Genomic DNA, 19,011 nt, shown 5'->3' with positions numbered 1-19,011 from the left:
CGATGGGTATTTTCTCCATCGCCAACCAGCATGTGCGCTTTGCCATCAAGCTGGCCTGCGCCATTGTGCTGGCGCTGTTTGTTGGCTTCCACTTTAATCTTGAAACGCCGCGCTGGGCGGTGCTGACGGCAGCGATTGTGGCCGCTGGCCCGGCCTTTGCCGCCGGGGGCGAACCTTACTCGGGAGCGATCCGCTACCGGGGCATGCTGCGTATCGTCGGCACCTTTATCGGCTGCGTTGCTGCGCTGGTGATGATCATCGGCATGATCCGCGCCCCGCTGGTGATGCTGATGGTCTGCTGTCTGTGGGCGGGCTTCTGTACCTGGCTCTCCTCGCTGGTGCGGGTTGAAAACTCCTACGCGTGGGGTCTGTCGGGCTACACCGCGCTGATCATCGTCATTACCGTGCAGGCCGAACCGCTGCTGACCCCACAGTTTGCCGTTGAGCGCTGCAGCGAGATTGTCATCGGGATCGTTTGCGCTATCGTGGCCGATCTGCTCTTCTCGCCGCGCTCGGTGAAGCAGGAGATTGACCGTGAGCTGGACAGCCTGCTATTGGCGCAGTACCAGCTGATGCAGCTCTGCGTGCAGAATGGCGACGGCGATGAGATGGATAAGGCCTGGGGGGCGCTGGTGCGGCGTACCAATGCCCTGGACGGGATGCGTACCAACCTCAATATGGAGTCGTCGCGCTGGACGCGGGCCAACCGCCGTCTGAAGGTGATCAATACCCTGTCGCTGACTCTGATTACCCAGGCGTGTGAGACCTGGCTGATGCAGCAGTCGCGTCCAGAGATCGTCACCGATACGTTTCGGGAGCTGTTCGCCACGCCGGTAGAGACGGTGCAGGACGTGCATAAGCAGCTCAAGCGGATGCGCCGGGTGCTTGCCTGGACCGGCGAGCACGATACGCCCATCACTATCTATAGCTGGGTCGGCGCAGCGACGCGCTTTCTGCTGCTTAAGCGCGGGGTGATTGGCAATACCCGCATCAGCGCGACCGAAGAGGAGGTGCTGCGCGCCGAGGCGGTGGTAAAAGCGGAGTCGGCAGAGCGGCACCATGCGATGGTTAACTTCTGGCGCACCACGCTCTCCTGTATGTTAGGGACCCTGTTCTGGCTCTGGACCGGCTGGACCTCTGGCAGCGGGGCGATGATCATGATTGCGGTGGTCACCTCGCTGGCGATGCGCCTGCCCAACCCGCGCATGGTGGCGATGGACTTTGTCTACGGCACGCTGGCGGCGCTGCCCATCGGGGCCTTCTATTTTCTGGTGGTGATGCCTGCCACCCAGCAAAGCATGCTGTTGCTGTGCATCAGTCTGGCGGTGCTGGCCTTCTTTATCGGCATTGAGGTGCAGAAGCGGCGTCTGGGATCGCTGGGAGCGCTGGCGAGCACCATCAACATCCTCGTGCTGGATAACCCGATGACCTTTGAGTTCAACCGCTTCCTCGACAGTGCGCTGGGGCAGATTGTCGGTTGCGTGCTGGCTCTGCTGGTGATCCTGCTGGTGCGGGATAACTCCCGGGCGCGCACCGGCCGCGTGCTGCTGAACCAGTTTGTTTCGGCGGCGGTCTCGGCGCTGACCACTAACACGGCACGGCGTAGAGAAAACCACCTGCCCGCGCTCTATCAGCAGCTCTTTTTACTGCTGAACAAGTTCCCGGGGGACGTGGGCAAATTCCGTCTGGCGTTGACCATGATTATTGCCCACCAGCGTCTTCGCGATGCGCCGATCCCGGTGAATGTCGAACTCTCTGCTTTCCACCGTCAGCTACGGCGTACGGCAGACAGCGTTATTGCCGCCCGCAGCGACACGACGCGCCGCCGCTACTTCAGCCAGCTGCTGGAGGAGCTGGAGGTCTACCAGGAAAAACTTCGCGACTGGGACGCACCGGAGCAGGTCACCCATCCGGTGAAACGACTGGTAGATGTGCTCCACAAATACCAGTCTGCGCTGACTACTCGCTAATTGGCGTTTTGCCAAAAGGGTAGGACGGGTATGTGAGTTTGCGGTAATTTCCGTTCACTTCATACATTTTACTCATCTGTAAATTCCGCACACGTGAACGTGCCAGGGTGGCTCGCCGCCACCACCCTGGCGACCCGGGCTCCCGGCAGGGAAAATCGCCGCTTTGCGGTTCCCTCGACTTATCCCTTCCGGCTTTCGGGTCGGGCGTGAGGTAACTTCCCTGTAAGGCACGCCCTCAGCCCGCATCCATGCGGGCTGCCCCGGCCGGAAGTGAATGCCTCGGCGATTTTCAGCCGGACCCAACACCTCGCTTTAATTCCGAGCCTACAGCGATTTCTTTGTTGCTGTGGAGTACGGTCTCACAGCGAGGTGTTGAGTCCCCGCGGGGCCGCGGGGATCGATAAGGGGGCCGCGGTGGCCCCCTTATCCCGTTCACGAATGACGTACGCCATATGTAGTTCCCGGCATGAGGTGAACGGAACAGATTCACTGGGGCCACATACTTCCATTTCCCCAGAGCTTAGCGACGCCAGAGGCGTCGGTTTTTTTGTAGCTATACTTAGCGGAGTCATTCATTCACGGGGATCGGGAGGACGCATGGCGACACAGGCACTTCAGGACAATGCGCTTTTTCAAACAGGCTATTTTGTAGACGGCGTATGGAAAACGCTGGAGAACACCTTCGACGTGACCAACCCGGCAACGGGCGAGGTGATTGCGAAGGTCGCTAAAGCAGGCAAAAAAGAGACCGAGGAGGCGATTGCTGCCGCCACGCGCGCGTTTCCTGCCTGGCGGGCGAAAACCGCGAAAGAGCGCTCCGCTATTCTCTACCGCTGGTATGCGCTGATTATTGAGAACAAAACCTGGCTGGGACAGCTGATGACCAGCGAGCAGGGTAAGCCGCTGAAAGAGGCGGAGGGCGAAGTCGAGTACGCCGCCAGCTTTATTCAGTGGTTCGCCGAAGAGGCGAAGCGCGCCAACGGCGAGATTATTCCACCGATTAAACCCGGCTCGCGTATTCTTGCCACCCGCGAGCCGATTGGCGTTGTTGCAGCCATCACGCCGTGGAACTTCCCGATGGCAATGCTGACCCGCAAGCTGGGTCCGGCGCTGGCGGCTGGCTGTACCGGCGTCATCAAGCCCGCCAACAATACGCCCCTCAGCGCCTTTGCCCTTGTGCAGCTGGCGAAAAAAGCGGGCGTCCCGGATGGGGTACTCAATGCCGTGGCGGGCACCACCGCTGAGATCAGCGATGCGATCATGGCCAGCCCGCAGGTGCGTAAAATCTCCTTCACCGGTTCTACTGCCGTGGGTAAAACGCTGGTGCGTAACGCCGCTGAAACCATGAAAAAAGTGTCGATGGAGCTGGGGGGCAACGCGCCCTATATCGTCTTTGACGATGCAGACATCGATGCCGCCGTTGAGGGGGCGATTGCCAATAAATTCCGTAACGCCGGGCAGGTGTGCGTCAGCGTCAACCGTTTCTATATCCACGAAGCCGTTTATGACGCCTTCGTGAACAAGCTCGCCGAGCGGGTTAACGCCCTGAAAGTGGGTAACGGTATGGAGGAGGGCGTGGTTGTGGGGCCGCTCATCGAGTCGGCGGCGGTGGACAAGGTACGCGAACATGTAGAGGATGCGATCGCCAAAGGCGCAACGGCGCTGGCGGGCGGCAAAGCCCACGCGCTGGGAGGAAACTTCTGGCAGCCAACGGTGCTCACCAACTGTAGCGACAGCATGAAGCTGGCTGCGGAGGAGACTTTCGGCCCGGTGGCTGCCTGCTTCCGCTTTACCACCGAAGATGAGGTGATCCATCGCGCTAACGATACGCCGTTTGGCCTTGCAGCCTACTTCTATACTCAGAATCTACAGCGCGTCTTCCGCGTATCGCAGGCGCTGGAAGCCGGGATGATTGGGGTTAACGAGTGCGCGGTATCTACCGAACTGGGACCATTTGGCGGAGTGAAAGAGTCTGGCTTAGGCCGGGAAGGATCGGTGCTGGGACTGGAAGAGTACCAGGAGGTTAAGACTCTTCATCTCGGAGGATTATAAACGCTGGGGCGGCGCAGGCCGCCCATTCGCGCAGGATGGCTAATAATGACTATTTACACGTTTGATTTTGACGAAATTGACGATCAAGACGCTTTTTATCGCGAATTTTGCCGCACTTTTACTATCGATCGGACAAAGGTGAATAATCTGGACTCGCTGTGGGAGGTAGTAACCAGTGAGGATAACGTTCTGCCGATGCCGCTTGAGATCGAGTTTGTCCACCTGCATGAAAAACAACGTCGTCGCTTTGGCGCGTTAATCCTGCTCTTTGACGAAGCCGAAGAGGAGCTGGGCGGCATGCTGCGGTTCAACGTGCGCGCCTGAAGGCACACTTCAGTTATAAAAAAGCAGGTATAAAAAAGCCCCCGACAGGCGGGGGCAAGGTCGTAGAACACTACGACGAGGGTTTATTTGTAGAGTTCTGCAGTGGCGTGCCAGTGGTCACCGGTACGCGCTTCGATAATACGGTAAGAGGATGCGCCCTGTGCTTCGGCTTTTTGATTCAGCGCATCACGAATATCCATCGGTGAGGAGCTTACTGCGCCTACGGAAACCGTACCGATTGCCTGGCGGCCCTGCGCCTGATCAGCGTTAATGGAGTCGGCAGCCAAAGCACCGAAAGAGAGTGCAGACAGGATGCCCAGAGCGGCTACAGTTGTTTTGATTTTCATGGTGTTTACCTCGTCGGATTCTTATTTACTGGGGTCTTGTTTCGTGACCCTCATCACAAAATCAAGTATACACTAATCACCGCAAAAATTAATACCATGCTAATGGTTTCATGGGTTATTACGTCACATAAATTTAACTTCTTATAACGTAAAAGAATAAAAATGCGGTTTTAAGAGGGGTAATTGATTGGTATCTCTAAGAAAATCATATGGATACGCTTTTTTAGCATTTTGTGCGATCGCGCAGGTGGGATCCACTGGATGACACAGAGATGACAGAGAATCGCACATTCTGTTAAAGGCGCAGGCAGTGGATTATGGTGATAAACGGGCTAACCGAAAAAGATTCCCCTCGCTAAGGCGCGAGGGGAGAGAGGATCATAGCTCTTGTTCAAACAGCACCAGGATCGCTTCGTAGAGATCCTTTACGGTAAAACCGCTGGCAGGGGTGGTAAAGATGGTATCGTCCCCCGCGATGGTGCCGAGAATGCCTTCTGATTTCCCTAATGAGTCCAGCAGGCGCGCAATCAGCTGGGCGGCCCCCGGGCTGGTGTGGATAACCACCACCGCATCGTTATAGTCGATGTCCAGCACCAGGTTCTTCAGTGGACTTGAGGTAGTCGGCACGCCAAGCTCTGCGGGCAGGCAGTAGACCATCTCCATTTTGGCGTTGCGCGTACGCACCGCACCGAACTTCGTCAGCATTCGGGAGACTTTGGATTGATTAATGTTATCAAACCCTTGCTCCTGCAGTGCCAGGACGATTTCGCCCTGGGAGCTGAACTTTTCTTCTTTAAGCAGCGCTTTGAACGCCTTAACTAATTCTTCTTGTTTTGCCGAGCTTCGCATAAGTCACCCGTAGAATGGCGATTGAAACAACATTATTATGCATAAAAATGAATTTTTATGCAAATAGTCTGCCACTATTAAGGCTGAAATAATGTTATGAAAGCCGCGGATTTTATCAAAATAACTTATCGAGAAACATGCCTGTGTCACGGGTCACAAATAAGATTAAAAGTAAAATAAATGTTATTAAAGTGCTGTTGTTTTGCTAGCTTTACAGGGTGTATTGTACCGCCTGCGGGGATATGCCTGGCTTTATGAAGGAAATTTTCATGCTGCCGGAGAGGGCAACAGAAAGTGGATGATGCTAAAAGCGAGCTGAGGCGCGTTTTTTCTGCAGAATGATCGCTATCATTTACCCCATGTTGTCATGTCCTTAGCAACGGAGTAACGGTATATTTCGCTAATCATAATAAGGAGTTTAGGATGAAAGTTGCAGTCCTCGGCGCGGCAGGCGGTATTGGCCAGGCGCTAGCCCTACTTCTCAAGACCCAACTGCCTTCAGGCTCAGAACTCTCTCTGTACGACATCGCACCTGTCACCCCTGGCGTGGCGGTTGACCTGAGTCATATCCCTACTGCTGTTAAAATTGAGGGCTTCGCTGGCGAAGATGCTACCCCAGCGCTGAAAGGTGCAGACGTGGTACTGATCTCTGCGGGCGTCGCACGTAAGCCAGGAATGGATCGCTCCGATCTCTTTAACGTCAACGCTGGCATCGTTAAAAACCTGGTGAGTCAGGTTGCGAAGACCTGTCCGCAGGCGTGCATCGGCATTATTACTAATCCGGTGAACACCACCGTCGCTATCGCCGCTGAAGTGCTGAAAAAAGCAGGCGTTTACGACAAGAACAAACTGTTTGGCGTGACCACGCTGGACATCATCCGCTCCAACACCTTTGTGGCCGAGCTGAAAGGCAAGCAGCCTGGTGATGTTGAAGTGCCGGTTATCGGCGGTCACTCTGGCGTCACTATTCTGCCGCTGCTGTCGCAGATCCCTGGCGTTAGCTTCTCCGAGCAGGAAGTGACCGATCTGACCAAACGTATTCAGAACGCGGGTACGGAAGTGGTCGAAGCGAAAGCCGGTGGCGGTTCTGCAACCCTCTCTATGGGCCAGGCGGCGGCGCGCTTTGGGCTCTCGCTGGTACGCGCCCTGCAGGGCGAACAGGGCGTCGTTGAGTGCGCCTACGTTGAGGGCGATGGCGAGCACGCACGCTTCTTCTCTCAGCCGCTGCTGCTGGGTAAAAACGGCGTCGCGGAGCGCCAGTCTATCGGCACCCTGAGCGCTTTCGAGCAGCAGGCAATGGAAGGAATGCTGGAGACGCTGAAAAAAGATATCCAGCTCGGCGAAGAGTTTGTGAATAAGTAATTCAGAACCGTAGCTCTCGTAGGCCGGGTAAGGCTGTAAGCCGCCACCCGGCATTACCGCAATGCCCGGTGGCGCTATGCTTACCGGGCCTACGGAACTACAAAACTGGGCTAGTTTGTAGCCGGGTACTCCTGAATCGTCACGTGTAGCAGCAGCTTTTTATCCTCACGCATCACCTCGACCGGGATCTCCGAACCCGGACGGATCTCCGCCACCTGGTCCATCGTCTCCAGTGCCGAAATGGCTGGCTTGCCGTTCACCGAGACAATCACGTCGTTAACCTGAATACCTGCGCGTGCCGCCGGACCGTCCGGGGCCACCTCGTTAACCACGATCCCCTGGATCTGATCGATCCCACCGCCCTGAGTATGCAGAGGCGCGATCTCTCTGCCGCCGATACCGATATAGCCACGGATCACCCGCCCGTCGCGGATCAGCTTATCCATAATCTTGGTGGCCAGCTGGAACGGGATAGCGAAGCCGATCCCTTCCGGCGTTTCGCCATCGTTGCTCTTATCAAACGAGAGGGTATTAATGCCCATCAGCTCGCCGAGGGAGTTAACCAGCGCGCCGCCGGAGTTGCCGTGGTTAATGGAGGCATCGGTCTGCAAGAAGTTCTGCCGTCCCGACGGGTTCAGACCGATGCGGCCGGTGGCGCTGATGATCCCCTGGGTGATGGTCTGGCCGAGGTTATAGGGGTTACCGATAGCCATAACGACGTCGCCGATGTGCGGGGTGCGCTGACGGTTGATAGGGATCACCGGCAGGCCGCCGGTGGCGTTGACCTTCAGCACCGCTAAGTCCGTTAGCGTATCGGAGCCGACCAGCAGCGCCTCAAATACGCGACCGTCCTGCAGCGCGACGATGATCTGATCCGCATCGTTAATCACATGCTTGTTGGTAATAATATACCCGCGCTGATCCATAATCACCCCGGAACCCAGGGTGCGGATCTCCAGCTGATTGTTGGACGAGCTGGCTGCGCTGCGGTTATAGACGTTGACCACCGCAGGCGCAGCCCGGCGCACCGCCTGGTTATAGCTCACCGGCGTTTCATCGGTGCTGTCAAACTGCGGGGTAGCGGAGGCGCTCAGCTGACGTAGCGAGGGCAGGGCAGCCAGCAGCAGGCTACCTACAATGAGGCCAATAGCGACAGATCGAAATAGCTTCACTAACATGATGCGGACGTCGTTAAAGAGGGTGCGGGCAGCATAGCACGACTTATCCGGACATCACACAGCGTCGGTGATGTCCGGCAGTCTGGGGCTAGCGCAGGAGTAAATAGAGCGTATCGTTACCGCGCACGACGTGTAGCGCAATGATATTAGGCTTCGTCTCCAGCACCTTACGCATCTCGGCGATGGACTGCACCCGCTCGCGGTTGACGCCGATTATCACGTCGTCTTTATGCAGGCCAGCCTGGGCGGCGGGACTCTCTTTGGCCACCTCCTCAACTTTGATGCCTTTGGTACTATCCTTCAGCTGCCCATCGGCCAGGCTTGCGCCCTGTAATGCCGGAGAGAGGGTCTCCGCGCTGGCGGAGGAGGCGGTGCTTTTGTCCAGGGTCACTTCCACGTCCTGGCCTTTGCCATCGCGCAGCAGGCCAAGCTTGACCTTGGTGCCAGGCGCTGTGGTGGCAATGCGCGAGCGCAGCTCGGCAAAGCTGTTCAGCGGCTTGCCGTTCAGGCTGACGATCACGTCGCCCGATTTGATCCCGGCTTTGGCTGAACCTGAGCCAGGCAGCACTTCGCTTACGAAGGCCCCGCGCTGCACGTTGAGGTTAAACGCCTTGGCGATATCAGCGCTCATCTCCATGCCTTTAATACCTAACAGGCCGCGCTGGATTTCACCGGACTGGATCAGCTGCTGGGCGAGGGTTTGCGCCATGTTGCTGGGGATAGCAAAGCCGATGCCGATGCTGCCCCCGGTTGGGGCCAGAATCGCGGTGTTGATACCGATTAGCTCGCCGTTGAGGTTGAGCAGCGCGCCGCCGGAGTTGCCGCGGTTAATAGAGGCATCGGTCTGAATAAAGTTCTCTAGCCCCTCAAGGTTGAGCCCGCTCCGTCCGAGGGCCGAGATAATCCCTGAGGTAGCGGTCTGGCCGAGGCCAAACGGGTTACCAACCGCGACGGCAAAATCACCGACCCGCAGCTTATCGGAGTCGGCAACGGCAATCTGTGTCAGCCCGGTGGCGTTCTGCAGCTGTAACAGGGCGATATCGCTCTGGTCATCGCCGCCAATCAGCTTGGCTTCAAACTCACGACCATCGTTAAGTTGGACGTTAATCTTCTGCGCCTGGTTAATCACGTGGTTATTGGTCAGCACATAGCCTTTGGCGGCGTCGATGATCACGCCGGAGCCTAGCCCTTCAAACGGCTGGGCCTGGCCATCAGGCAGTTCCTCACCGAAATATTTTTTCAGCTCTTCAGGTATTTTTTGCTCGGGAGCGACCGCCGTGCCTTCTACCTGCACGCTCACCACCGCAGGCAGTACCTTCTCCAGCATCGGCGCGAGGCTGGGAAGCGCCGGCTGGCCGGGGATCTGTGCGGGCAGCGAGGCCGCCGCCGGGAACGGTGCCGAGAGAGATAATCCGACACTTAACGCTAATGCACTCAACAGCGGGTTTCTTTTCTTCATTGATGCAAGCTCTCGTGACCTGAAGTGTAAGGAAAAAAATGTCCCAAAACGGATCGATGTTATTGAATTTTCAACCGGGTAACAATGCGGATAATGATTAAATAATAGCTGGGATGGCGAAAGAAGAGGCGGGCGTAGCCAGTACGCCCGAAAAAAAAGTAGGTCAGGATCAGTCGCGCTTCGCTGCACCGCGCAGCAGGCCCGACGCGCTGTCGGAGTAGTCACGCGGCATCTGAACCGGAGCCTGGTCGTTACCGGCTTCGGACTCGGCAAGGCGGTTGCGGAACGGATTGTCCTCTGCAGACATCTCTGGCAGCAGCTGGCTGGAGCTTTTTGCCATGTGCTGATAAAGCTGACGGTAGTCGTGGGCCATGTTATCGAGCAGCTCTGCGCTGCGGGCAAAGTGGCCGGTAAGCTCTTCACGATACTCTTCCAGCTCGGCTTTGTTCTTCTCTAACTCATACTGTAAGGCCTGCTGCTGGCGCAGTTTGCGGTTTCCAAAGCGCATGCCCACAGCACCAATAATGATGCCGACGACTAATCCAATTAGCGCATATTCCCAGGTCATGAACATCTCCCGTTGTGTTGTAAGTCCGTAGGGTGTAGGCGGCGAGGCTCCTTGCCTGTGCCTCATTATGCCACTATAACCGCTAAATCCGTATAAGTGGAATCCTGGCACAGCATGGCGTAGTGTAGAACGGCCTTTTTTTCACCAGCCAGGACCTGCGGCAAATCAATTATCAAGGAATAACAATAGCATCATGCAGAGCCTTACCCCCACATCGCGATATCAACTGGCCCTAAAAGAGGGCAGCCATCAGCCTGACGACGTCCAGCGCGAGGCCGTCAATCGGCTGGAGACCCTCTATCAGCAGCTCACGAACCGTACCGAGACGCCCGCTGCCGGCGGCGGACTGCGGGCGGCGTTTGGTAAACTGCTGGGCAAGCGCGAGACGCACAACGCAGCGCCGGTGCGGGGCCTGTATATGTGGGGCGGCGTTGGGCGGGGGAAAACCTGGCTGATGGATCTCTTCTACCATAGCCTGCCGGGCACGCGTAAACAGCGGCTGCACTTTCACCGCTTTATGCTGCGGGTGCACGAAGAGCTAACCCAGCTGCAGGGGCAGAGCGATCCGCTGGAGATCGTTGCCGACCGCTTTAAGGCCGAGACCGATGTACTCTGCTTTGACGAGTTTTTTGTTTCGGATATCACCGATGCCATGCTGCTGGGCGGCCTGATGCAGGCGCTGTTTGCCCGTGGTATTACGCTGGTCGCCACGTCAAATATTCCGCCGGAGAATCTCTATCGCAACGGCCTGCAGCGCGCGCGCTTCCTGCCAGCTATCGAGGCGATCAAGCAGCACTGCGACATCATGAACGTTGACGCCGGGATTGATTACCGCCTGCGCACGCTGACTCAGGCGCACCTCTGGCTATCACCGCTGAATGCCGAGACGGCGCAGCAGATGGAGACGCTGTGGCAGGCGCTGGCCGGGGCGAAGCGGGAGAATCATCCGACGCTTGAGATCAACCACCGTCCGCTGCCGACGCTGGGGGTCGAGAACCAGACGCTCGCGGTCTCTTTTACTACCCTGTGCGTCGATGCCCGCAGCCAGCACGACTACATTGCGCTCTCGCAGATGTTCCATACCGTGCTGCTGTTTGACGTCCCGGTGATGACCCCGCTGATGGAGAGTGAAGCCCGGCGCTTTATCGCGTTGGTGGATGAGTTTTACGAGCGCCACGTTAAGCTGGTGATCAGCGCCGACGCGGCGCTGCATGAGATCTACCGGGGCGAGCGGCTGAAGTTTGAGTTCCAGCGCTGCCTGTCGCGTTTACAGGAGATGCAGAGCGAGGACTATTTAGCCCGCGAGCACCTGGCCGGATAAAGGCGAAAACCTCGTCACGAAGTATAAAAAGGGGTCGATCTTTGACCCCGACTTCTCTATAATCTTGCGACCCCACGTTACGAGAAGGTTTTTTTCCCAAAACTTTCTATGTGCTGGCATTTGCTATTCGAAGGGGTAGGTTTGCCGGACTTTGTCGTGTGAGCCTCAACTGACTAAACGTTTGGGTGTTCACCAACGTGTAACTTATTACTTGGGTAAGCTTTTAATGAAAACTTTTACAGCTAAACCAGAAACCGTAAAACGCGACTGGTATGTTGTTGACGCGACCGGTAAAACTCTGGGCCGTCTGGCTACCGAACTGGCTCGTCGCCTGCGCGGTAAGCACAAAGCGGAATACACTCCGCACGTAGATACCGGTGATTACATCATCGTTCTGAACGCTGACAAAGTTGCCGTAACCGGTAACAAGCGTACTGACAAAGTGTACTATCACCACACTGGCCACATCGGTGGTATCAAACAAGCGACCTTTGAAGAGATGATTGCCCGCCGTCCTGAGCGTGTGATTGAAATCGCGGTTAAAGGCATGCTGCCAAAAGGCCCGCTGGGTCGTGCTATGTACCGTAAACTGAAAGTTTACGCGGGTAACGAGCACAACCACGCGGCACAGCAACCGCAAGTTCTGGACATCTAATCGGGATTATGGCAATGGCTGAAAATCAATACTACGGCACTGGTCGCCGCAAAAGTTCTGCAGCTCGCGTTTTCATCAAACCGGGCAGCGGTAAAATCGTTATCAACCAACGTTCTCTGGAACAGTACTTCGGTCGTGAAACTGCCCGCATGGTAGTTCGTCAGCCGCTGGAACTGGTCGACATGGTTGAGAAACTGGATCTGTACATCACTGTTAAAGGTGGTGGTATCTCTGGTCAGGCTGGTGCGATCCGTCACGGTATCACCCGCGCTCTGATGGAGTACGACGAGTCCCTGCGTGGCGAACTGCGTAAAGCAGGCTTCGTTACTCGTGACGCTCGTCAGGTTGAACGTAAGAAAGTCGGTCTGCGTAAAGCACGTCGTCGTCCTCAGTTCTCCAAACGTTAATTTGTTTCTGCTTACGCAGAACGAATGGCGCAAAAACCCGGTTTATGCCGGGTTTTTTTATGGACAAAAGATAAGATATCCACAGCAAGCATCGATTTTTTCCTGATTTGCAGCATTTCCGGAATCGCCTCACCACAAAGCCCGCAAAATCTGGTAAACTATCATCCAATTTTCTGCCCAAATGCCGGGGATTGCTCATTTTTTGCTGCGTTTTGCACAAATGCGTCTCTCCGGGTGGATGGGTGACCTTACATCTGGCTAGTCACTTTGTGGCTCGCAGCAGTAATATTCTGAATATACCTGGAGGTTTTCATGGCTGTCGCTGCCAACAAACGTTCGGTAATGACGCTGTTTTCTGGTCCTACTGACATCTATAGCCACCAAGTCCGCATCGTGCTGGCCGAAAAAGGTGTGAGTTTCGAAATCGAACACGTGGAAAAGGATAATCCGCCTCAGGATCTGATTGACCTCAACCCCAATCAAAGCGTACCGACGCTGGTGGATCGCGAGCTGACCCTGTGGGAGTCTCGCATCATTATGGAGTACCTGGACGAGCGCTTCCCGCACCCGCCGCTGATGCCGGTCTATCCGGTTGCGCGTGGTGAGAGCCGTCTTTACATGCAACGCATTGAGAAAGACTGGTACACGCTGATGAACGTTATCGTCAACAGCGCCGGTGCTCAGGCAGATGCCGCCCGTAAGCAGCTGCGTGAAGAGCTGCTGAGTATCGCCCCGGTCTTTACCCAGAAACCTTACTTCCTGAGCGATGAGTTCAGTCTGGTAGACTGCTACCTGGCACCGCTGCTGTGGCGTTTACCGCAGCTGGGCATTGAGCTGAGCGGTACCGGTTCGAAAGAGCTGAAAGGCTACATGACCCGCGTTTTCGAACGCGACTCCTTCCTCGCTTCTCTGACAGAAGCCGAACGCGAAATGCGCCTCGGCCGGGGTTAATACGCATGGATTTGTCACAGCTCACTCCACGCCGTCCATATCTGCTGCGCGCATTCTATGAATGGCTGCTGGATAACCAGCTCACGCCGCACCTGGTGGTAGACGTGACGTTGCCTGGCGTACGTGTGCCGATGGAGTACGCCCGAGACGGACAGATCGTTCTCAACATCGCCCCGCGTGCGGTAGGGAACCTTGAGCTGGCGAACGACGAAGTGCGTTTCAACGCGCGCTTCGGCGGCGTGCCGCGCCAGGTTTACGTGCCGCTGGCTGCCGTGCTGGCTATCTACGCCCGTGAAAACGGCGCAGGTACCATGTTCGAGCCGGAAGCGGCCTACGATGGCGAAGCGGTTACCGTCAACGACGATGACGAAACGGTAACGGCTGAAAGCGAAACCGTGATGTCGGTGATCGACGGCGACAAGCCCGATCACGTTGACGATGACAACGAGCCCGATAACGATCCACCGCCGCGCGGTGGCCGTCCGGCGCTGCGCGTCGTGAAGTAATCCCACAGGCCCCTCGGGGCCTGTTTTGCTTTCTGCCCCTTTTCGCCACCTCTGACTTCCTGTGTTATGATGAATTGTTCTCCCTTTCCGGCACCGGACTGCTATGAAACCAATTGATCTTAAAGCTGAAAACTCAACGGAAATGCCTGGCCGCACGCTGCGACGCCGTCCGCTTGCGCGCAAAAAGCTCTCTGATATGGTGGAAGAGGAGCTGGAGCAAATGATCCGTCGGAAAGAGTTTGCCCAGGGGGAGCAGCTGCCTTCCGAGCGCGAGTTAATGGAGTTTTTCAACGTTGGCCGTCCCTCTGTACGTGAAGCGCTGGCGGCGCTGAAGCGTAAGGGGCTGGTACAGATTAACAACGGCGAGCGCGCGCGTGTCTCCATGCCGTCTGCCGATACCATCATTAGCGAACTCTCCGGCATGGCGAAAGATTTTCTGACCCAGCCCGGCGGTATCGCCCATTTTGAGCAGCTGCGGTTGTTCTTTGAGTCCAGTCTCGTGCGCTACGCCGCAGAGTATGCCAGCGATGAACAGATCGAACGGCTAACAAAAGCGCTGGAGATTAACAGTCAGTCGCTTGATGACAACACGCTGTTCATCCGATCCGATGTTGATTTTCACCGTGTGCTGGCAGAGATCCCCGGTAACCCGATCTTTATGGCGATCCACGTCGCATTGCTCGACTGGCTGATTGCCGCGCGGCCTAAAGTGGCAGATTCAGAGCTATATCAGCACAACGACGTTAGCTATCGACAGCACATTGCGATCGTGGATGCGATCCGCCTTCGCGATCCCGATGAAGCCGATCGGGCGTTGCAAACTCACCTCAACAGCGTTTCTGCTACATGGCATGCTTTCGGCCAACGCGCCAAAGCTAAAAAATAACCTCCCTTTAGTGAAGCAGATCGCAATATAAGCGTTCTGGATAGGATCGCCGCGTCATCGTTCTGGTATAACAGGTATAAAGGTATATCTTTAAAACAGACCCATTATCAATTGAGGTAGCTATGGCAATGCAATTACGTGGCGTAATGGCCGCACTTCTGACGCCGTTTAACAGCCAGCAGATGCTGGATCAAGAGAGCCTGCGTCGTCTGGTTCAGTTCAATATTCAGCAAGGCATTGATGGTCTTTATGTCGGCGGTTCGACGGGGGAGGCCTTTGTACAAAGCCTTGCCGAACGCGAGCAGGTAATGGAGATCGTGGCGGAAGAGGCGAAGGGAAAAATAACGTTAATCGCCCACGTGGGCTGCGTCAGTACAGCGGAAAGCCAACGGCTTGCCACCGCTGCCGCTCGCGTTGGCTTCGACGCCGTGTCCGCGATCACACCGTTTTACTACCCCTTCAGCTTTGAAGAACATTGCGATCATTACCGTGCAATTATTGATTCTGCCGATGGTTTGCCGATGGTGGTGTACAACATCCCGGCGCTGAGCGGCGTTAAATTGACGCTTGATCAGATCGCTACGCTGGTCACCCTGCCGGGCGTTGCTGCCCTAAAGCAAACCTCTGGCGATCTCTTCCAGATGGAGCAGATCCGTCGCGCGCATCCGGATCTGGTGCTCTACAACGGTTACGACGAGATCTTTGCCTCTGGCCTTCTCGCAGGCGCAGACGGTGGGATCGGCAGTACCTACAACATTATGGCCTGGCGCTATCAGGCGATTGCGAAAGCGGTGCGCGAAGGGGATAACGCCACCGCGCAACGCCTGCAAAGCGAATGCAACAAGGTCATTGACCTGTTGATAAAGGTAGGCGTCTTTCGTGGCCTGAAGACGGTACTGCATTATATGGACGTGGTCTCCGTGCCGCTGTGCCGCAAACCGTTTGCGCCGGTAGACGAAAAATTTACGCCAGCGTTAAAAGCTCTGGCAGAGCAACTGATGGCGGAAAAACGCTAACGCACTGCCGGATGGCGCTTTGCTTATCCGGCAAAACGACAGAGAAATCGTCGGGAGAGTGAAATGAGTACTTCTACCCAAAGCATCCCGTGGTATCGCCATCTTAGTCGCCCTCAGTGGCGCGCCTTCTCTGCCGCCTGGCTGGGATATCTGCTTGATGGCTTCGATTTTGTGTTAATTGCATTAGTTCTAACAGAAGTAAAAAGTGAGTTTGGCCTGACGACCGTGGAGGCGGCAAGCCTGATTTCGGCAGCCTTTATTTCGCGTTGGTTCGGCGGTCTGCTGCTGGGGGCGATGGGCGATCGCTACGGGCGTAAGCTGGCGATGATCACCAGCATCGTGCTTTTCTCCTTTGGCACGCTGGCCTGCGGTTTTGCGCCGGGCTACATCACGCTGTTTATTGCCAGGATGGTTATTGGCATGGGAATGGCGGGCGAGTACGGCTCCAGTGCGACCTACGTGATTGAAAGCTGGCCAAAACACCTGCGCAATAAGGCGAGCGGTTTTCTTATCTCTGGCTTCTCCGTCGGTGCCGTGTTGGCCGCGCAAGTATATAGCCTCGTCGTGCCCCTGTGGGGCTGGCGCGCGCTGTTCTTTCTCGGCATCTTGCCTATCGTGTTTGCGCTGTGGCTGCGCAAAAACATACCTGAAGCGGAAGACTGGAAAGCGAAACATGAAGGCAAAGCGCCGGTGCGAACCATGGTCGATACTCTTTATCGCGGGAAATACCGCGTCATCAATATTGTGATGACCCTGTTTGCCGGAACGGCACTGTGGTTCTGCTTTGCCGGTGAACTGAACAACGCAGGGCTGATCGTGATCCTGGGGCTGCTGTGTGCCGCTGTATTTGTCAGCTTTATGGTGCAAAGCAGCGGCAAACGCTGGCCCACCGGCGTCACGCTGATGGTTGTCGTGCTGTTTGCCTTCCTCTACTCATGGCCCATTCAGGCATTGCTGCCTACCTGGCTTAAAACCGACCTGGGGTATGATCCGTCAACGGTGGCGCAGGTACTGTTCTTCAGCGGATTCGGTGCGGCCATAGGCTGCTGCACGGGTGGCTTCCTCGGCGACTGGCTCGGTACGCGTAAAGCTTATGTCTACAGCCTGCTGGCCTCGCAACTGCTGATTATCCCTGTCTTTGCGATCGGCGGCACAAATCTCTGGGTGTTGGCCTTGCTACTCTTTTTCCAGCAGATGCTGGGGCAGGGGATCTCAGGAATATTACCCAAACTGATCGGCGGCTATTTTGATACTGACCAGCGTGCTGCCGGGCTGGGCTTTACCTACAACGTGGGGGCATTGGGTGGGGCGATTGCGCCGGTGATCGGGGCCTTGCTGGCACAGAATATGGAGCTCGGTACGGCACTGGGTTCGCTCTCCTTTGGCCTGACGTTTGTCGTGATCCTGCTTATCGGTCTGGATATGCCCTCCCGCGTACAGCGCTGGCTGAGGCCGGAAGCCTTGCGAACGCATGACGCCATTGACGGCAAACCGCTGAGCGGCGCAATGCCTTTCAGCGTCAGCAAAAGTCGGCTGATCAAACACAAAGGATAACGTGATGTCATTGATTGAAATGCTTAGCCAAAAGAGAGCGGCACAGGGCGGATTGATTGTCTCCTGCCAGCCGGTGCCAGCAAGTCCGATGGACAGGCCAGAAATTGTCGCGGCGATGGCGCAGGCGGCAGAGCAGGCTGACGCCGTGGCGGTACGCATAGAAGGGATCGCGAACCTGCGGGCCGCGCGTCCGCTGCTCTCGGTTCCGGTGATTGGCATTATTAAGCGCGATCTGCCTGATTCGCCGGTGCGCATCACCCCCTTCCTTGAAGATGTGGATGCGCTGGTGGCGGCGGGAGCCGACATTATTGCCTTTGATGGCACCGATCGCGTCCGGCCGATAACGCGGGAAGCCATTGTGGCGCGGATCCATCATCACCAACGGCTGGCTATGGCGGACTGCGCTTCCCTTGAGGATGGAGGCTATTGTCAGCGGCTCGGAGCAGAGCTGATAGGCTCTACGCTTTCAGGTTACCTGACGCCAGACACGCCCATCGCTCCCGACCTGGCGCTGGTGCGTGCGTTAAGCGATGCGGGGTGCCGCGTGATTGCTGAAGGCCGGTACAACTCACCGGCGCTGGCGGCGCAGGCGATGCAACACGGGGCATGGGCCGTCACTGTCGGCTCAGCAATCACCCGCCTTGAACATATCTGCCAGTGGTTTAATGACGCCATGCGTGAGGCGGTGAAATGACGACGCTGGCCATTGATATCGGCGGCACGAAGCTGGCTGCGGCCCTGGTGGAGGGCCAAACCATTACGGCACGCAGGGAGTGCGCTACGCCCGCCAGCCAGACGCCGCAGGCACTCCAGCAGGCGTTGCATTCGCTGGTCGCACCTTTCAGGGCGCAGGCCGATCGGGTGGCGGTGGCCTCGACGGGGATCATCCACGGGGGTGTCCTGACATCCATCAACCCCTCTAACCTTGGCGGGCTGGCGCAGTTTCCGCTGGTCGGGTTTCTCTCTGCGATAACGGACTTACCCGTAATGGCAATGAATGATGCTCAGGCTGCGGCCTGGGCTGAGTTTTGTGCCTTGCCTGGCGAGGACGATATGGTGTTTCTGACGGTCTCCACCGGCGTAGGGGGCGGCGCGGTGCTCAACGGACAACTACTTATGGGCAACAGTGGGCTGGCCGGGCACCTGGGTCATACGCTGGCCGATCCTGCTGGCCCCCATTGCGGCTGCGGGCGGCGAGGCTGCGTTGAGGCCATTGCGTCGGGGCGCGGCATTGCCGCGCTGGCAAAGGATGAGCTAGCCGGGCTGGATGCCAAAGCGATATTTATGCTTGCGGCACAGGGCGTGTCCCAGGCGCGTGAGCTAGTAGCAAATTCTGCCCGCACGCTGGCGCGTCTTATTGCGGACGTGAAGGCCATTACCGACTGTCAGACAGTGGTAGTTGGGGGCAGCGTTGGGCTGGCAGAGGGCTATCTACCGCAGGTTGCAGACTTCCTGGCGCAGGAGCCTTCGGTGTATCAGGTCTCTTTGCGGGCAGCACACTACCGTCATGATGCGGGGCTATTGGGCGCGGCGCTGTTAGCACAAGAAGAGTGGTTATAATAGTGAGAGAGGTGCAGTCGCGGGTTGATTCAGGCTTACCTGCCGT

General features: G+C 56.8%; 19 protein-coding genes. 14 read left to right on the top strand and 5 right to left on the bottom strand.

The window, feature by feature from the left end; translation table 11 throughout:
- The first annotated feature begins 2 nt into the window (after nt 1-2).
- From aaeB to WFN61_RS16755, 3 genes are all read left to right on the top strand, one after another.
- A complete protein-coding gene (gene aaeB / locus WFN61_RS16765; protein ID WP_337038966.1) occupies nt 3-1,970 on the top strand; it encodes a p-hydroxybenzoic acid efflux pump subunit AaeB in 1,968 nt (655 codons plus the stop codon).
- A gap of 597 nt (nt 1,971-2,567) precedes the next feature.
- The gene (locus WFN61_RS16760) at nt 2,568-4,022 is read left to right on the top strand and encodes an NAD-dependent succinate-semialdehyde dehydrogenase (protein WP_337038965.1); all 1,455 of its coding nucleotides are present in this window, start codon (nt 2,568-2,570) and stop codon (nt 4,020-4,022) included.
- 45 nt (nt 4,023-4,067) lie between these two features.
- Nucleotides 4,068-4,346 carry a barstar family protein gene (locus tag WFN61_RS16755; protein ID WP_144817443.1) on the top strand — a complete coding sequence of 93 codons (279 nt, stop codon included), beginning with the start codon at nt 4,068-4,070 and terminating at the stop codon, nt 4,344-4,346.
- Between the two features lie 83 nt (nt 4,347-4,429).
- On the opposite strand, the gene yhcN is transcribed toward WFN61_RS16755, so the two are convergent.
- Together yhcN and argR are read right to left on the bottom strand one after the other, a co-directional pair.
- Complete coding sequence (gene yhcN / locus WFN61_RS16750; protein ID WP_337038964.1) at nt 4,430-4,693, bottom strand: peroxide/acid stress response protein YhcN; 264 nt, start codon at nt 4,691-4,693, stop codon at nt 4,430-4,432.
- Between the two features lie 378 nt (nt 4,694-5,071).
- A complete protein-coding gene (gene argR / locus WFN61_RS16745) occupies nt 5,072-5,542 on the bottom strand; it encodes a transcriptional regulator ArgR (protein ID WP_042390030.1) in 471 nt (156 codons plus the stop codon).
- A 423-nt stretch (nt 5,543-5,965) separates the two neighbouring features.
- On the opposite strand from argR, the gene mdh reads away from it, so the two are divergent.
- Nucleotides 5,966-6,904: a malate dehydrogenase gene (mdh, locus tag WFN61_RS16740; protein WP_144817445.1), complete on the top strand. Its 939-nt coding sequence runs from the start codon at nt 5,966-5,968 to the stop codon at nt 6,902-6,904.
- Nucleotides 6,905-7,014: 110 nt separating this feature from the next.
- Here mdh and degS read toward each other — a convergent pair whose 3' ends face one another.
- The 3 genes from degS to zapG form a co-directional block, all read right to left on the bottom strand.
- On the bottom strand, nt 7,015-8,082 hold the full coding sequence (degS, locus tag WFN61_RS16735; RefSeq protein WP_144817446.1) for an outer membrane-stress sensor serine endopeptidase DegS: 1,068 nt from the start codon (nt 8,080-8,082) through the stop codon (nt 7,015-7,017).
- 88 nt (nt 8,083-8,170) lie between these two features.
- Nucleotides 8,171-9,541: a serine endoprotease DegQ gene (gene degQ / locus WFN61_RS16730; RefSeq protein ID WP_337038963.1), complete on the bottom strand. Its 1,371-nt coding sequence runs from the start codon at nt 9,539-9,541 to the stop codon at nt 8,171-8,173.
- A gap of 169 nt (nt 9,542-9,710) precedes the next feature.
- A complete protein-coding gene (zapG, locus tag WFN61_RS16725) occupies nt 9,711-10,109 on the bottom strand; it encodes a Z-ring associated protein ZapG (RefSeq protein WP_042390038.1) in 399 nt (132 codons plus the stop codon).
- A gap of 193 nt (nt 10,110-10,302) precedes the next feature.
- On the opposite strand from zapG, the gene zapE reads away from it, so the two are divergent.
- The 10 genes from zapE to nanK all read left to right on the top strand — a co-directional run bounded on the left by zapE (nt 10,303) and on the right by nanK (nt 18,965).
- Nucleotides 10,303-11,430, top strand: coding sequence for a cell division protein ZapE (gene zapE, locus WFN61_RS16720; protein ID WP_257758894.1), 1,128 nt, complete (start codon nt 10,303-10,305; stop codon nt 11,428-11,430).
- Nucleotides 11,431-11,656: 226 nt separating this feature from the next.
- The gene (gene rplM / locus WFN61_RS16715; RefSeq protein ID WP_024551131.1) at nt 11,657-12,085 is read left to right on the top strand and encodes a 50S ribosomal protein L13; all 429 of its coding nucleotides are present in this window, start codon (nt 11,657-11,659) and stop codon (nt 12,083-12,085) included.
- Nucleotides 12,086-12,099: 14 nt separating this feature from the next.
- Entirely contained in the window at nt 12,100-12,492 is a 393-nt protein-coding gene (gene rpsI, locus WFN61_RS16710) for a 30S ribosomal protein S9 (RefSeq protein WP_003025138.1), read from the top strand.
- Between the two features lie 312 nt (nt 12,493-12,804).
- The gene (gene sspA / locus WFN61_RS16705) at nt 12,805-13,443 is read left to right on the top strand and encodes a stringent starvation protein SspA (protein WP_144817449.1); all 639 of its coding nucleotides are present in this window, start codon (nt 12,805-12,807) and stop codon (nt 13,441-13,443) included.
- A 5-nt stretch (nt 13,444-13,448) separates the two neighbouring features.
- A complete protein-coding gene (sspB, locus tag WFN61_RS16700; RefSeq protein WP_337038962.1) occupies nt 13,449-13,949 on the top strand; it encodes a ClpXP protease specificity-enhancing factor in 501 nt (166 codons plus the stop codon).
- A 103-nt stretch (nt 13,950-14,052) separates the two neighbouring features.
- Nucleotides 14,053-14,835, top strand: coding sequence for a transcriptional regulator NanR (nanR, locus tag WFN61_RS16695; RefSeq protein WP_337038961.1), 783 nt, complete (start codon nt 14,053-14,055; stop codon nt 14,833-14,835).
- Between the two features lie 122 nt (nt 14,836-14,957).
- Nucleotides 14,958-15,851, top strand: a complete 894-nt coding sequence (gene nanA / locus WFN61_RS16690) for an N-acetylneuraminate lyase (protein ID WP_337038960.1) — start codon at nt 14,958-14,960, stop codon at nt 15,849-15,851.
- Nucleotides 15,852-15,914: 63 nt separating this feature from the next.
- Nucleotides 15,915-17,405, top strand: coding sequence for an MFS transporter (locus WFN61_RS16685; protein ID WP_257758897.1), 1,491 nt, complete (start codon nt 15,915-15,917; stop codon nt 17,403-17,405).
- A 4-nt stretch (nt 17,406-17,409) separates the two neighbouring features.
- A complete protein-coding gene (locus WFN61_RS16680; protein WP_257758899.1) occupies nt 17,410-18,099 on the top strand; it encodes an N-acetylmannosamine-6-phosphate 2-epimerase in 690 nt (229 codons plus the stop codon).
- Nucleotides 18,096-18,965: an N-acetylmannosamine kinase gene (gene nanK / locus WFN61_RS16675; protein ID WP_337038959.1), complete on the top strand. Its 870-nt coding sequence runs from the start codon at nt 18,096-18,098 to the stop codon at nt 18,963-18,965. The genes WFN61_RS16680 and nanK overlap by 4 nt, the downstream gene beginning before the upstream one ends.
- Nucleotides 18,966-19,011 lie beyond the last annotated feature (46 nt).

The organism is Pseudescherichia sp. AS216, from assembly GCF_037152055.1.
Lineage (GTDB): Bacteria > Pseudomonadota > Gammaproteobacteria > Enterobacterales > Enterobacteriaceae > Pseudescherichia.
This window is presented reverse-complemented; position numbering and strand designations above follow the sequence as displayed.